Origin of the sequence: Halobacterium sp. KA-4 (assembly GCF_021028995.1) — an archaeon.
Lineage (GTDB): Archaea > Halobacteriota > Halobacteria > Halobacteriales > Halobacteriaceae > Halobacterium.
Window position 1 is genome coordinate 157,644 of record NZ_JAJJZG010000002.1, and the last position, 14,480, is coordinate 172,123.

Genomic DNA, 14,480 nt, shown 5'->3' on the forward strand with positions numbered 1-14,480 from the left:
TTGAACGAGCGAGCATGTTCATCGCTTTCCGCCGGGAAGTCGAGGCGGCCCTCGACGCCGCGCTCGACGACCTCGGCTACCCGACCGAGGACCTCGGCATCGAGGAACCGCCCGCGGACGTGCCCGCCGTGCTCGCGTCCAGCGTGGCGTTCCGACTCGCCGGCGAGGCGCAGGCACCGCCGCCGGAGGTCGCCGCCGAAATCGCCGACGCCGTCGACCTCTCCGATTCGGAGTACGTCGCCAGCGCGTCCACGCAGGGGCCGTACGTGAACTTCACGCCCAGCGAAGCGTACTTCGAGGGCACGCTCGCTGACGCCCAAGAGACCGAGTGGGGTCGCCTCCCCGACACCGACACGTCGGTCGTCGTCGAGCACACCAGCGCGAACCCCACGGGCCCGGTCCACGTCGGCCGCGCCCGCAACCCGATTCTCGGCGACGCGCTCGCGCGCGTTCTCGACTACGCGGGCTACGACGTCACCCGCGAGTACTACGTCAACGACGCCGGCCGCCAGATGGCCGTGTTCACGTGGGCGTACGAGACTTTCGACGAGAGCGACCTCCCCGAGCCCGAGCGCGAGAAACCCGACTACGAACTCGTGCGCTACTACCGGAAGGGCAACGAGTTCTTAGAGGAGGGTGACCCCGAGGCCGTCGAGGAAGCCGAAGCCGAAATCGCGTCCATCATCGAGGGATTGGACGCCGGCGACGAGGAGACCTACGAGCGCGTCGGGGAAGTCGTCGACCAGGTGCTCGGCGGGATGAAGCAGACCCTCGACCGCCTCCTCGCGACCTTCGACGAATTCGTCAAGGAGACGCGGTTCCTCCGGGACAGCTCCACGCACGAGGTCGTCGAACGCCTCCAGGACTCCGAGTACGCCTACGAGGAGGAGGACGCGTGGCAGCTCGACCTCGAGGAGTGGGACATCGAGCAGTCGTTCGTCTTCCTGCGCTCGGACGACACCACGCTGTACACCACCCGCGACCTCGCCCACCACGAGTGGAAGTTCGACACCTTCGACCAGGCCATCACCGTGCTCGGCGAGGACCAGGAACTCCACGCGAACAAACTCAACGCCGCGCTGGACATCCTCGGTAACGACACCGAGCAACTGGAGGAAGTGTTCTACGCGTGGGTGAACCTCCCGGGCGGCGAGTCGATGAGCACCCGACAGGGCACGGGCGTGGACATGGACGACCTACTGGACGAGGCGGTCGCGCGCGCCGAGGACGCCGTCCGCTCCCGGCTGGACGACCGCATCCGCGGCGACGACCTGACCGACGAGGACGTCGAACGCATCGCGCGGCAGGTCGGCATCGGCGCGGTGCGCTACGACATCGTCTCCAAGCAGCCCACGAAGGCGATTACGTTCGACTGGGAGGACGCCCTCGACTTCGAGGGGCAGAGCGCGCCCTACGTCCAGTACGCCCACGCCCGCGCCTGCGGCATCGCGGCGGAAGCCGGCGACCTCGAACCGGAACTGGACGCCGGCCTGCTGGACTCGCCCGAGGAGCGCGACCTCCTGAAGGCAATCGCGCGGTTCCCGGGCGTCGTCGAGGAAGCCGCGGCGGACCGCGAACCGCACCAGATTGCGACGTTCGCCCGCGAGTTCGTGGACACGTTCAACGGGTTCTACCGCTCCCGGCACGTCCTCAGCGAGGACGTCGACGACGACGTCGCGGCCGCGCGCCTCGCGCTCGTGAACGCCGCGCGGCACACGCTGGCGAACGCGCTGGACGTGCTCGGCATCGAAGCGCCGGAGTCGATGTAGGCGAAAAAGCAGTTACAGCGCGCCGACGTACACCAGCGAGCCGTAGATGATGAGCAGCGCGACCACGACGTAGACCAGCAGCCAGCCGGTCGAGACGGAGTTCTCGTTTGCCATAGTCGACATTCGGCGGCCGTGTTCGCTTAATTGTTCCCGTTCAGCCGAGCCGGCCGCCCGTCAGCCGCGACAGCAGCGACCGTCGCTCGGGCTCCTCCTCGTCGCCGGCGACTTCCGCGAACGCCGCGCCAGCGGACACCTCGCCTTCCTCCTCGTCGTCGCGGAACGAGACGGGCGGCGACTCGCCGAGCAGTTCGTAGCCGAGTTCGCGGTACGACTGCGCCGCCGGGTTCTCCGGCGCGTAGACGACCAGCGGCTCGCCGGCCTCCTCGCTGTCCGCGACCGCACTGTCCTCGGGAATCGTCCCGAGCAGCGGCGCGTCGATGCGCTCGACGGCCTCGTCGACGTCCACGGCCGACCCGCCGACGCGCGTCAGAATCAGGCCCGTGACGTCGCCGCCGACGCGCTCCGCGAGTTCGAGAGTCTTCTTCGTGTTCTCCAGCGCGGCGACCTGCGGCGTCGACACGAGCAGCACGTCGTCGGCGAGCCCGAGCGGCACGGTCGTGTCGTGGCTGAGGCCGCCGCCCGTGTCCACGATGGTGACGTCGTACTCCGCGCGGAGGTCTTCGGCGACCTCGCGGAGTTTCGAGGGGTCCGCGCGCCCGAAGTCCTCGATGTGCGTGCCGCCGACCATCGCGTCGAACTCCCCGGGTGCCTCCGCGACGGCGTCAAGCGTGTCCGCGTCCCCCGCGAGCACGTCGTGGAGCGTCGCCTCGGCGGACTCCACGTCAAGGACGGCGCCGACGTTCGACATCCCGAGGTCGTAGTCCACGAGCACGACCGAGCGGTCGGCCTCCGCCATCACCGCCGCGAGGTTCACGGCAGTCGTCGTCTTGCCGACGCCGCCCTTGCCGGAGGCGACGGCGAACACGCGTCCAGTCATACTCCCGGGTACACAGAGTGGCCCTTAAAGCGTTGGGCGGGATTCGGGGCTCGCACGCTCCGATAGCCGGCCAGCGAGCCGGCGGATTCCCCCACCACCCCCGGAGGTCAAAGGTTACTTACGCGCACGACGGCTATCTTCGGGTAATGAGCGAGCAGGAGGGCGCACCGTCCGAGGACCGCCGAAAGTACGAGTTCCAGAAGGTCATCGAGGACCTGAAGGACTACACCGGGAGCGGCACCCAGCTGGTGACCATCTACATCCCCCCGGACAAGCAGATTTCGGACGTCGTCGCCCACGTCACGCAGGAACACTCCGAAGCCTCCAACATCAAGTCCAAGCAGACCCGGACGAACGTCCAGGACGCACTCAAGTCCATCAAGGACCGCCTCCGGTACTACGACACGTTCCCGCCGGAGAACGGCCTCGTCGTCTTCTCCGGTGCCGTCGACACCGGCGGCGGCCGCACGGACATGGTGACGGAAGTGCTCGAATCGCCGCCCCAGCCCATCGAGTCGTTCCGCTACCACTGCGACGACGCGTTCCTCACCGAGCCCCTCGAGGAGATGCTCGGTGACAAGGGCCTCTACGGGCTCATCGTCCTCGACCGCCGCGAAGCCAACGTCGGCTGGCTGAAGGGCAAACGCATCGAGGCTGTCAAGTCAGCGAGCAGCCTCGTCCCCGGCAAACAGCGCAAGGGGGGGCAGTCCGCACAGCGGTTCGCCCGCCTCCGCCTGGAAGCCATCGACAACTTCTACCAGGAGGTCGCCGGGATGGCCGACGACCTCTTCGTCCCGAAGCGCCACGAGATCGACGGCATCCTCGTCGGCGGCCCCTCCCCGACGAAGGACGAGTTCCTCGACGGCGACTACCTCCACCACGAACTCCAGGACTCGGTGCTCGGGAAGTTCGACGTCTCCTACACGGACGAATCCGGCCTGAAGGAACTGGTCGACCGCGCCCAGGACACGCTCGCGGAAGCCGACCTGATGGACGACAAGTCCGACATGGAGACGTTCTTCAAGGAGCTCAACGGCGGCGACCTCGCCACCTACGGCTTCGAGCCCACGCGCAAGAACCTCGTCATGGGCTCCGTCGAGACCCTGCTTATCTCCGAGGACCTCCGCAAGGACATCGTCACCTACGAATGTCCCAACGGCCACGAGGAACGCGAACTCCTCGGCCAGCGCGCCGACACCCCCGAACACACGTGCACGGAGTGCGGCGACGACGCCGAAGTCGTCGAACGCGACGACGCCATCGACCACCTCATGGAAATCGCGGACAACCGCGGCACGGACACCCACTTCATCTCCACCGACTTCGAGAAGGGCGAACAGCTGCTCACCGCCTTCGGTGGGATTGCCGGGCTGCTACGGTACGGCACGGGCGTCTAGAACCCACTTTTTCCTGCGCTCGGTCGCTGACGCTCCCTCGCTTGCAAAAACTTGGGAAAAAAGCACTCCTCACCCCCTTCGGGGGTTCGTCGGCCTCGCGGATGCTTGTCTTTGTTGGTGTAGGTGTTCGTCGACAGTCGCCTTTTCGCCGGCAGGGACAGGTACTTGTTACTCGGTCACATGGACCAAGATGCATCGCCATGAAACCGTGCCAAAACTGTCAGACGGTCATCGACGAGTACGTCTTGGACAAACAACTCGAACCCCTGCGCGACCTGACAGTCGACGACTTCAACGTCTGCGCGGACTGTGCAACCGTCGTCGACGACGCGTGCGTGGAGTGTGGCGGCGCGGTGTACGTTCCCCGAAGCGACTCGGACGTCCCCGACTTCTGTCCGGCCTGCCGCTCGGACTTCATCGAGCAGACGGGCCACGACCCCGGCTGGCACCGCGACCCGATTTCGACCTGAAGCGCGGACCAGTCGCTGCTATCGCTTTTTGGCTACTTTTGCTCGGCAGACGTGAGTCAAGAAAAGCCGCTCTACGCCAGCGGCGTCCGCTCTACCACTTGGCTGTCGTACGTCGGGTACTGGTCAGACCCACCGTTTTCCCGCTCGGGTGTCCTCGCTCCGCTGCGGGCACCTCTCGCGGCAAAACCCTGGACGAAAAACACCTCGTCCTCGCTGCGCTCGGACGAGCGAATCGCGCCTCCGGCGCGAATGCTCCACTCAGGCGAGCGGCGTCCGCTCGACAACCTGCCCGTCGTACGTCGGGTACTGCTCGACGATTTCGCCGCTGTCGATATCGCCCTCCTCGACCATCTCTTCGAGAATCCACCACGCCACCTCGACGTGGTTGGACTTCACCGTGTAGAACTCCTCGGGGACGCCGAGTTCGCGGATGCGCTGGGGGCTGACGGTCGTCTTCCCGTAGACGAGCGTGCCGTCCTCGGTGACGTCGTCGAACTCCCGGCGGACGTTCCGCGCCATGCGCTTCAGGCGCGAGCGGTGCTGGGCGGCGTCCTTGAAGACGCTCGTGCAGAAGTACACCTTCTCGTGGTCGGCCATCTCTTCGAGGATGGCGTCCTTCGAGCCGTCGACGGCGCTCATGTGGTCCTCTTGGAGTTCGTAGCCGGCGTCCTGCATACGCTCGTAGTTGCCGTCGCTCATCTCGAACTCGTTGACGTTGCAGAAGTCGGCGGCTCCCTCGTCGAGGAAGTCGAGGAACTCCTGCTCGGCGCGGATGCCGGGAATCTCGAACGCCGGGGTCAGACCCTCCTCGCGCGCAATGTACAGAATCTCCTCCCACTCGGTGCCGTGGAGGTCGCCCCACTGCTCGTACGGCGGGTGGAAGCGAATCTCGTCGAGGCCAGCCTCCGAGAGGCGGCGCATGTTCTCGCGGCCGCCCGTGATGCCCGTGTAGAGGTGTGTGTGGTGGTCCTCGCCGAATTCGTCTTTCAGCAGGCGGAGGTACCGGCACGTGCGGTCGAGCACTTCCTGGGGCTCGCCGCCCGTAATCGAGGTGCCGAGCGCGTCCATCAGCTTCGCTTCCTTGACGATGTCCTCGTCGTCCTCGACGGGACGCTCGTTAGCGTACACCTGCTGGACGTTCTTCCGGTTCTCGCCCAGCGGGCAGTAGAAGCAGTCACGCTGGTCGCAGTACCCGTAGACGAAGAGCACCATCTTGCCGCCCTTCGCGCACTGCTCGCAGCCCTTCGAAATCATTCGTTGGAACACCTCTACTCCCCGAGGGCTGAAAAACTGTGCGAATCCAACTGGACGTACGTCCGACTCGGTGTGCGCTCCCGAAAGCAGTTATACCGCCCTCCCGTACCTCCCAGCGAATGCTGCTCGTGCTGTGCGTGGACCTCGACGACGACCTCGGCCGGAAGACCGGCGTGCCGACGCCGGTGGTCGGGCGCAACGAGGTCGAACACGCCGCGGTGTCGCTGGCGGAGGCCGACCCCGAGGACAGCGACGTGAACGTCCTCTTCGAGGGCGTCCACCTCCACGACCAGTACAGCACCGACGAGGAGGTGGAGGTCGCCGCCGTCACGGGCCTCGAGCGCGGCGACGTCGCCGCCAACCGGAAGGTCGGACGCGAAGTCGACGAAGTATTGGCGAGCATCCAGAGCGACGACCCCGTTCGCGCGGTCGTCGTCACGGACGGCGCACAGGACGAGTCCGTCGTCCCGGTCATCCGCTCGCGGGTGCCCATCGACGCCGTCAAGCGCGTCGTCGTGCGGCAGGCCCAGGACCTCGAGTCGATGTACTACACGCTCAAGCAGGTGATGAACGACCCCGAGACCCGGGGGACGCTGTTGGTGCCGCTGGGCATCCTCCTGCTCATCTATCCGCTGGCGGTGCTCGCGGACGTGCTCGGGCTCCCCGGCGCGGTCTTGGGCGTCTCCTCGGCAGCGGTCGGACTGTACGCGCTGTTCCGCGGGCTCGGCCTCGAATCCACCGTGGACGCCGCGGTCGAGCGCGTGCGCTCGGGGCTGTACACGGGCCGCGTGACGCTCATCACGTACGTCGTCGCGGCCGCCCTGCTCGTCATCGGCGGCGTCGAAGGGATGAACGAACTCGCGACCGTCCGGGAGAGCACGGCCGGGTCGCTCGCACCCTCGACGGTCGTCGCGGCGCTCACGTACGGCGCCGTCCGGTGGTTCGCGGCGGCGGGACTCACCACGAGTCTCGGCCAGGTCACGGACGAGTACCTCGCCGAGCGGTTCCGCTGGCGGTACCTGAACGCGCCGTTCTACGTGCTCTCCATCGCCGCCGTGCTGCACATGCTGTCGGCGTTCTTCCTCGGGTACGTCACGCTCACCGAACTCGCCGCGGTGCTGACGGCCGGGACGCTGGTGAGCGTGCTGTCGACGTTGACGTTCGCTGTCGTCGAGTCGTGGCGCGCCGACCGGAAGGGCGGCCCGGACGCCGCTTAGGCTTCCCGGGAGACGACGAACTCCGCGAGGTACTCCAAGTAGTCGTAGGCTTCCCCGGCCGGCAGGTCGAGGCTGTCGAGGGCGTCCATCGCGCGCTCGCTCTCGCGCTCGGCGAGCGCGTTCAACTCCGCGGGCGACCGGTCGGTGACGCGCACGATGCTCGGGCGGTCCATCTCCTCGTCGATGCCCGCGGGCTTCCCGAGCGCCTCGCTCTCCGCGGTGGCGTCGAGGACGTCGTCCCGAATCTGGAACGCGACGCCGACGCGCTCGGCGTACTCGCCCAACGCCTCTATCGAGCGGCCGTCGGCGTCCGCCGCGACCGCGCCGAGTTCGGCGGCCGCGCGGAACAGCGCGCCCGTCTTCCGGCGCGCCAATTCCATGTACTCCTCCTCGGTCTCCGGGCGGTCGACGAGTTCGATGGCTTCGCCCTCGCCGAGTTCGACGAGCGCGTCGGTCACGCACTCCATCGCGCGGGGGTCGCGGGAGAACAGCGCGAACGCCTCCCCGAGCAGGCCGTTCGACGCGACGAGCGCGGGACCGTGGTCGAACTCCGCCCACGCGCTGGCCTTCCCGCGGCGGAGCGCGGACTGGTCGATGATGTCGTCGACGACGAGAGAGGCGTTGTGGACGAGTTCGATGCCGACCGCGAACCCCATCGCGTCCTCGCTGTCCCCGCCCGCGGCCTCGCAGACGAGCACGGTGAGCGTCGGGCGCACGCGCTTGCCGCCCGCGAGCACGACGTGTTCGAGTTCGTCGCTGAGCTCCGACGGCTCCACGGCCGCGACGGTCTCCGCGAGCCGTTGCTCGATGGCGGCGCGGCGCGCCTCCACGTACTCCATTACCCGTCTCTCGGGGATTCGCGCGGAAATATATGACGGGATTCCGCGGCCAGCGGCGCGCACGCGTCGCTCCCGGTCCGACAGAACTCGGTGGTTGAAGCTCGCTGCCCGCGTCGCCACAGCCGCGACTCACAGGAGATTACGCCGGCACCGAGCGAACGTGTCAACGAAGTCCGAAAATCCCTATTAACCCGCGCTACAAATATGTAAGTGAAGGATAAACTCAAACTTTTTCACAATTCTTTTTGCGGATGCCCGTATATCCAGAGAAGCCGTCACAGGACCACGTACACTCTTGTCCATCGCATCGCCCACCAGCCGAGAGCGCAACGACACCATGACAGAGGACAGACAGTCAGCAGCTAGTCCGCCCGAAACCGACCACCGAACGCTCGACATCGAGGCCCGCGACGCCAGTCCGAACGACGAACCAATTACTGTTCGCGTCACGGGCGCGGAACCCGGCGAGGAGGTAACGCTCGTAGCGACGCTCGAAGACGCCGACGGCGTCGAGTGGACCTCGGAAGCGACATTCACCGCTGACGGCGACGTCGACTGTGCCGAGCACGCGCCCGACACTGGGAGTTACGACGGCGTCGAAGCGATGGGGTGGCTGTGGTCGATGACCAGCGACGCGGACGCGCCGTTCGCGCGACTCAGCGGCCTCCAGCACGTCGACGTCACCCTCCGTGCGACCACGGACGACGCGGAAGTGACCCGCACCGTCACGCGCGTCCTCCACGACGGCGACATCGAAACACGACCCGTCGAGCGCGACGGCCTCGTCGGCACGCTCTACCTCCCACCGGGCGACGGCCCACACCCTGGCGTGATAGAACTCCACGGGTCCGGCGGCCGGCGCGCCGACGGCACCGCGAAACAGCTCGCAACGAACGGCTACGCCGCGCTCGCGCTCACGTACTTCGGCGAGGACTACGACGCGCTCCCGGACCAACTCGAACGCGTCCCGTTGTCGTACGGCGACGACGCCGCGGACTGGCTGCGCGACCACCCGAGGTCGCCGACGGTTCTGTCGGCCTCGTCGGTGCCTCGCGCGGGGCCGAGTTCGCGCTCCTGCTCACCGCCCACTGCGACTGGGTCGGCGCAGTCGTCTCCTACGCCGGCAGCGGCGTCCCGTGGGACATCCCGAGCGGCGAGCCCGCGTGGACGCACGACGGCGTCCCAGTCCCCCACATCGAAGCAGACGAACACCCCATCGTCACCGACCTCGACGACCGCGACCTCGACGGGAACGTCCCGCCCGTCGAGAACGCCGGCGGCCCCATCCTGCTGCTCTCCGGGCAGGACGACAACATCTGGAACGCCAGCCGGCTCTCCGAAGTCGTCGTCGACCGTCTCGACGCCCACGACTTCCCCCACGACTACGAGCACCGCACCTACGACGACTGCGGGCACCTCATCGGCACGCCGTACGCTCCCGTCGCAGGCATCGATGACGTCGACCATGCCGGCGGCACCCCGCGCGGCACCGTCCGTGCCAGCGAAGACGCGTGGCCCGCCGTGCTCGACACGCTCGAAGACGGACTCAAGAACGACTAACGGCGAAGAAGACCTATCTCAGACGCTCGGCGGCTCCCCGCCGAACTCTTCGATGAGCGCGGGCACGACGTCGAAGAGGTCGCCGACGACGCCGTAGTCCGCGATGTCGAAGATGGGCGCGTTCGGGTCGGTGTTGACCGCGATGATGGTCTCACTTGCCTTCATCCCGGCGACGTGCTGGACCGCACCCGAAATGCCGATCGCGAGGTAGACGTCAGGCGTCACCTGCTTGCCGGACTGGCCGACCTGCCGGTTCTTCGCCAGCCAGCCGTTGTCCACGATGGGGCGCGAGGAGGAGAGCGTCGCACCCGTCACGTCCGCGAGTTTCTCCACGAGTTCGAGGTTCTCCTCCTCCTCGATGCCGCGACCGATGGAGACGAGGAACTCCGCGTCGCTGATGTCGACGTCGCCGCCGCCGACCTCCTCGAAGCCCTTGACGTTCGACCGGACCGCGTCCTCGTCGACGTCCACGTCGAATTCGCTGACTTCGGCGTCGCCGATGCCTTCCGCGGGCGGCCACTCGCCGCCGCGGATGGAGACCGCGAACGGGCCTTCGGCGACGTCGACGGTCGTCTCGACCTTCGAGCCGTACATCTCCCGGGTGACTTCCAGCGTGCCCTCGCTGTAGTCGAGGTCGACCGCGTCCGAGACGTACGGGCGGTCGAGCCGGGTGGCGACGGCGGGCGCGTAGTCGAGGCCGTTGACGCTGTTGGGCACCACGATGAATTCGGGCGCGAGGTCCGCGGCGAGCGCGGTGAGGGCCTGCACGTAGACGTCGTGGTTGAACTCCTCGCCGTACGCGACCGTGTGAATCTGGTCGACGCCCTCGCGGTCGAGGTCCTCGGCGAACGACTCGACGTTCCCCGAAATCACGGCCGCGTGGAGGTCCCCGCCCGCGGCGTCCGCGAGGTCGCCGCCCGCCGAGAGCAGTTCCAGGCTGACGTCGCGCAGGTCGCCGCGTCGGTGGTCGGCGACGACGAGTACATCAGTCATTCGCCGACCACCCCCTTCTCGCGGAGCACGTCAGCGAGTTTCCCCGCCTGCTCGCTGGCGTCGCCGTCGAGGTACTGGGCCTCGCTCTCGGTCTCGGGCTCGTACATCGCCGTCACGTCGAGGCTGCTGGCGACATCTTCGGCACCGACTCCGAGGTCGGCGAGGCTCTGCACGTCCAGTGGCTTCGACTGCGCCTGGCGGATGCCCCGGAGGCTGGCGTAGCGGGGCTCGTTGATGCCCGTCTGGATGGCCAGCACCGCCGGGAGTTCGACGTCCGTGAGTTCCTCGATGCCGCCTTCGAGTTCACGGCGGACCGAGGCGACGCTTTCGTCGACGACTTTCTCGGTGTCGAGGGCGTTCACGACCGCTGCCCACTCGAAGCCGACTGTTTCGGCGAGCGCGACGCCGGTCGCGCCGAAGCTGTCGTCGTTGGCCTGCACGCCCGAGAACACGAGGTCCGGGTTCTCGGCTTCGACGACAGCGCCGAGCAGTCGTGCTTTCGTCTCGACGTCGAGCAGTTCGACGTCCGCGATGGCGTCGTCCCAGACGCGGACCGCGCGGTCGGCGCCCTTCGCCAGCGCCATCCGAATCGTCTCCTCGCTTCGCTCGGGGCCGATGGTGACCGCGACGACTTCGACGTCGTCGCCGGCTTCCGCGAGCTGGACGGCCTCCTCGACGGCGTAGTCGTCCCACTCGTTGAGGTCGTAGTCGAGGTACGTCTCCTCGATTTCCGTGCCGGAAATCTCGAAGTCGTCCTCGACAGTAGCGACCTCCTTGACGGTGACGAGAACCTTCATCGTGCGTGAGTGCTCCGGGACGGAGGTAAACGTTTTCGGAACCGCGAGGAGCGCACGAACAGTTTCTCCGGCGTTCCGGCGGGACGTTACTCCTCGCCGAGGTCGTCGTTGACGCCCTCTCCGGGCAGCGAGATGAGATTCTCGCGGCCGATGCGGAGCTTCTCGACGCGGCCCTCCTCGGCCATCGAAGAGAGTAACTGGGAGACTTTCGCCGTCGACCACCGCGTCTCCTCGACGATTTCGGACTGTTTCATCCGGCCGCCGTGCTCGTGTAGTAGTCGCTCGACGCGCTCCTCGTCGCTCAACAGCTCGGGGTCGACGTCCTCGGGTTCGGACTCGGCGGCTTCGCCCGCCGTCGTCGCCGCGGCACCTCCAACCGATTCCGTCGGTTCGGTCCCCGCTTCGGATTCCACGGACGGCTCGCCGGACGCAGCCTCGCCGCCGGACTCGCTGCTCTGGATGCTATCGCGAACGCGGCGCAGCCACGAGAGCGCCGGCTCGCCACGGTAGTACGCCCACACGGACGCGCCGCCCGCGACGAGCGCGAAGAGACCGACGACGACGAGCGCGGCCATCGAGACGCCGACCACGGAGTTGGCTTCGGTGAACACGACCGTCGGTTCGTCGGAGCCGAACGTCTGTGGCCCGTTCCATCGGTACGCACCGTTCGCGATGCTGTCGGGCCCAGGCTCGACCTGGTCAGTGTCGTAGCCGTCGGGCGGCCGAATCGTCAACGTCTGGTTCGCCGCGAGGTCGCCGAACCACCCCGTGGAGAACGCGTCGACGACCAGTCGCTCCTCCTCGACGCGCGAGAAGTTCGTCCACGTGAATTCGATGGTGAGCACGCCCGTGGAGTTGTTCCCTTCCCGCACGATGTGCGAGGACCGGCTGGCGTCCCGGATTTCCATCTCCCGGCCGACGCTTTCGCTGACCGACGGGGCGACCGCGCGGAACACGTCCACGGAGAACTCGCTGTCCGTCTCGCCGGCTTCGAATCGCTCGCGGAGCCGCTCGAACGCCGCGGTGGCGTTGGCGTCCTCGAGGGGGTACTTCGCAGAGACGTTCCAGCGCGCCGCACCGTCGGACTGAATCTGGACGGTGATGTCGACGCCCGACGCTGCCGGCTCGGTATCTTCTTGGAGGGCGGCCGACTGCGGAGCGGGCGCTCCGACTGCACCGGCCACGGGCACGGCGAGGAGACAGACGACGGCGACGAGGAGGGCGGCCTGCCGCATACCAATTCCGTCCACCCCGCTCGTGCAAAGTATTTTCTATCCCGTGGAATCTGCCACCTCGCCGGCGACGCGGCCGAATTCCGCAGCCACAGTCGTTACAGCGGTCTAACAAGACGTTCCGGCGCGTGAACCGGCGGCGCTCCGACCGAGACTCCGCTGCCTTCGTCGTCTCCTCATCGTTTTGTCGGGTGCGGCCGAACGCGTTCTCATGTCCCGCGTCCGCCCCGCCCTCGCCGCCGTCCTCCTCGTCGTCGCGACGACGGCCACGCTCGCCGCCAGCGGGACGTCGCTACACCCGCCGAACCCAGCGACAACCCCATCGTCGGTACGTCCGAGCGCTCCTCGCACGTGCTCCTCCTCACGGAGGCCGACGCAGCGGCCTACGACGAACCGAACGCGTCCGTGACGAGCACGCTCGAAACCGGTCACGCTGACCTCGCCATCGACCTCCAATTCGGCGAGGTCGAACAGCGCCTCGTGGCGACGGACAACCGGTCCGCTCGCCGCGAAATCCTCCAGAACGCCACCGACGAGGCCGCCGAACGCGTCGCGAAACTCTGTGCTCGTGCGACCGCCGCCAACGACGCGTACCGGGACGGCGAGATGACCGCCGTAGCGTACGTCCGCACGCTCGGCGCGGTTCACGCGGAAGCCAGCAGCCTCTCCTCAATGCTCTGGAGTACGTCTAGCCCGGGAACGCTGTACACCTACGCCATCGGGAACAGCTTCTCCGAAACCGGCACGCGAGTGTACCAACTCCGCGCACAACTGGCGACCGTCGAGGGGCCGGTCCGGGAGCTCGTCGCCAAGGTTGTCCACGGCGACCGCGACCAGATTCGGGTCCACGTGACCGCCGGCAACGGCGTCATGCTGTCGACCATCGACGACAGCCAGTACGTCCGCGAGACCGTCCGCCCGGACAACGCCGATGACAGTCTCGGCGGCGACTTCTCCGAGGCGTCGGCGATTATCCAGGCGCAGTATCCGTGGCCGGCGAACCAGTCGACGTCGCCGTGCATCACCGAGACACACGGCGGGTACGCCTTCTACTACCGGACGAACTACGGCCACGGCCAAATCACGGCGTACATCGACACGACGACCGAGCGCGTCTACGCGGAACACCACCAGCAGACGCTCGCACAGCTCCCCGCCGACGCCGAACGGAACGACACCGAGAACAACGCGACACTGACCACGTCCCGAACGTACGCTGGCGGGCCGCTGCTCGTTCGGATGGAGAACGAAGCCAGCGAACCCCTCGACACGACGGTCTCACTGAACGGGACGGTCGCCGGTCACACCGGCGCCGACGGCCGGCTCTGGCTGTTGAGTCCGGCCGGCGAGTACAACGTCACGACAGTGCACGACGGGACGACGCTGGAAGTCAACGTGACCGCACGACCGTCGCCTTGACGTTCCGAATCGTCCGAGCGTTCTTGTAGGAGAGCGCGACCACTGGAGCGCGTGGCTCGCGGCTACGCGCCCGTCGCGGTCGTGCTCCTGCTCGCGGTCACCGTCGTCGCCGCGGCAGCCGTCGCGACCGCCGTTCCCGCGCTCCCCGGAGACCCGCCGCCACAACGCGCGGTAGACGCCGACGCGACCAGCGACGGCCGCGTCACGGTCACGCTGCTCTCCGGGGAACCGCTTGACGTCCAGAGTGCGACCGTTCGCGTCGCGGTCGACGGCGAGCCGCTGGCTCATCAGTCGCCCGTGCCCTACTTCGCGGCGCGCGGATTCCGCGGCGGGCCGACCGGCCCGTTCAACGTCGCCGCCGACTCGTCGTGGACGGTGGGTGAAACGGCGTCGCTACAGGTCGCAGGGACGAACAGTCCCGAGTTGCGGGTAGGTGCGACGCTCACCGTGCGCGTGCTCGTCAGCGGACAGGTCGTCGCTGTCGGCGAGACGACCGTCGAGAAGGCGTCGTAGTCGTCAGGTAGAGGCGTCGGTGT

At 67.6% G+C, this 14,480-nt stretch carries 13 protein-coding genes and 1 pseudogene; 8 read left to right on the forward strand and 6 right to left on the reverse strand.

Annotated elements, in window-relative coordinates:
• The first annotated feature begins 14 nt into the window (after positions 1 to 14).
• On the forward strand, positions 15 to 1,769 hold the full coding sequence (gene argS / locus LPA44_RS03075) for an arginine--tRNA ligase (RefSeq protein ID WP_230888122.1): 1,755 nt from the start codon (positions 15 to 17) through the stop codon (positions 1,767 to 1,769).
• A gap of 154 nt (positions 1,770 to 1,923) precedes the next feature.
• On the opposite strand, the gene LPA44_RS03080 is transcribed toward argS, so the two are convergent.
• A complete protein-coding gene (locus tag LPA44_RS03080; protein ID WP_230888123.1) occupies positions 1,924 to 2,766 on the reverse strand; it encodes a MinD/ParA family ATP-binding protein in 843 nt (280 codons plus the stop codon).
• Between the two features lie 146 nt (positions 2,767 to 2,912).
• Here LPA44_RS03080 and prf1 point away from each other — a divergent pair, with 146 nt between their 5' ends.
• The gene (gene prf1 / locus LPA44_RS03085) at positions 2,913 to 4,163 is read left to right on the forward strand and encodes a peptide chain release factor aRF-1 (RefSeq protein ID WP_230888124.1); all 1,251 of its coding nucleotides are present in this window, start codon (positions 2,913 to 2,915) and stop codon (positions 4,161 to 4,163) included.
• 200 nt (positions 4,164 to 4,363) lie between these two features.
• The gene (locus LPA44_RS03090) at positions 4,364 to 4,633 is read left to right on the forward strand and encodes a DUF7571 family protein (protein WP_230888125.1); all 270 of its coding nucleotides are present in this window, start codon (positions 4,364 to 4,366) and stop codon (positions 4,631 to 4,633) included.
• A gap of 258 nt (positions 4,634 to 4,891) precedes the next feature.
• Here the strand turns inward: LPA44_RS03090 and LPA44_RS03095 are convergent, their stop codons facing one another.
• Positions 4,892 to 5,887 (reverse strand): radical SAM protein, encoded by a 996-nt coding sequence (locus LPA44_RS03095; protein ID WP_230888300.1) that lies wholly within the window; start codon positions 5,885 to 5,887, stop codon positions 4,892 to 4,894.
• 119 nt (positions 5,888 to 6,006) lie between these two features.
• Between LPA44_RS03095 and LPA44_RS03100 the strand changes: the two genes are divergently transcribed.
• Positions 6,007 to 7,104, forward strand: coding sequence for a DUF373 family protein (locus LPA44_RS03100; RefSeq protein WP_230888126.1), 1,098 nt, complete (start codon positions 6,007 to 6,009; stop codon positions 7,102 to 7,104).
• On the opposite strand, the gene LPA44_RS03105 is transcribed toward LPA44_RS03100, so the two are convergent.
• Positions 7,101 to 7,943, reverse strand: coding sequence for a polyprenyl synthetase family protein (locus LPA44_RS03105; protein WP_230888127.1), 843 nt, complete (start codon positions 7,941 to 7,943; stop codon positions 7,101 to 7,103). The two genes, LPA44_RS03100 and LPA44_RS03105, sit on opposite strands and share 4 nt — an antisense overlap.
• A 337-nt stretch (positions 7,944 to 8,280) precedes the next feature.
• Between LPA44_RS03105 and LPA44_RS18320 the strand changes: the two are divergent.
• Both LPA44_RS18320 and LPA44_RS18325 read left to right on the forward strand, forming a co-directional pair.
• Positions 8,281 to 8,652 (forward strand): annotated as a pseudogene (locus tag LPA44_RS18320) (acyl-CoA thioesterase/BAAT N-terminal domain-containing protein); the annotation flags it as partial.
• Complete coding sequence (locus tag LPA44_RS18325; RefSeq protein ID WP_442903361.1) at positions 8,559 to 9,503, forward strand: acyl-CoA thioester hydrolase/BAAT C-terminal domain-containing protein; 945 nt, start codon at positions 8,559 to 8,561, stop codon at positions 9,501 to 9,503. The pseudogene LPA44_RS18320 and the gene LPA44_RS18325, both read left to right, overlap by 94 nt.
• Positions 9,504 to 9,521: 18 nt before the next feature.
• Here LPA44_RS18325 and LPA44_RS03120 read toward each other — a convergent pair whose 3' ends face one another.
• The 3 genes from LPA44_RS03120 to LPA44_RS03130 form a co-directional block, all read right to left on the reverse strand.
• The gene (locus LPA44_RS03120) at positions 9,522 to 10,496 is read right to left on the reverse strand and encodes an electron transfer flavoprotein subunit alpha/FixB family protein (protein ID WP_230888130.1); all 975 of its coding nucleotides are present in this window, start codon (positions 10,494 to 10,496) and stop codon (positions 9,522 to 9,524) included.
• The gene (locus tag LPA44_RS03125; protein WP_230888131.1) at positions 10,493 to 11,293 is read right to left on the reverse strand and encodes an electron transfer flavoprotein subunit beta/FixA family protein; all 801 of its coding nucleotides are present in this window, start codon (positions 11,291 to 11,293) and stop codon (positions 10,493 to 10,495) included. The genes LPA44_RS03120 and LPA44_RS03125 overlap by 4 nt, the downstream gene beginning before the upstream one ends.
• Positions 11,294 to 11,379: 86 nt before the next feature.
• On the reverse strand, positions 11,380 to 12,528 hold the full coding sequence (locus LPA44_RS03130) for a helix-turn-helix transcriptional regulator (protein WP_230888132.1): 1,149 nt from the start codon (positions 12,526 to 12,528) through the stop codon (positions 11,380 to 11,382).
• A 156-nt stretch (positions 12,529 to 12,684) separates the two neighbouring features.
• Between LPA44_RS03130 and LPA44_RS03135 the strand changes: the two genes are divergently transcribed.
• Together LPA44_RS03135 and LPA44_RS03140 are read left to right on the forward strand one after the other, a co-directional pair.
• Positions 12,685 to 13,944: a DUF7094 domain-containing protein gene (locus LPA44_RS03135; RefSeq protein WP_442903362.1), complete on the forward strand. Its 1,260-nt coding sequence runs from the start codon at positions 12,685 to 12,687 to the stop codon at positions 13,942 to 13,944.
• Between the two features lie 51 nt (positions 13,945 to 13,995).
• Positions 13,996 to 14,457 (forward strand): type IV pilin, encoded by a 462-nt coding sequence (locus LPA44_RS03140; protein ID WP_230888134.1) that lies wholly within the window; start codon positions 13,996 to 13,998, stop codon positions 14,455 to 14,457.
• The last annotated feature ends 23 nt before the right edge of the window (positions 14,458 to 14,480 follow it).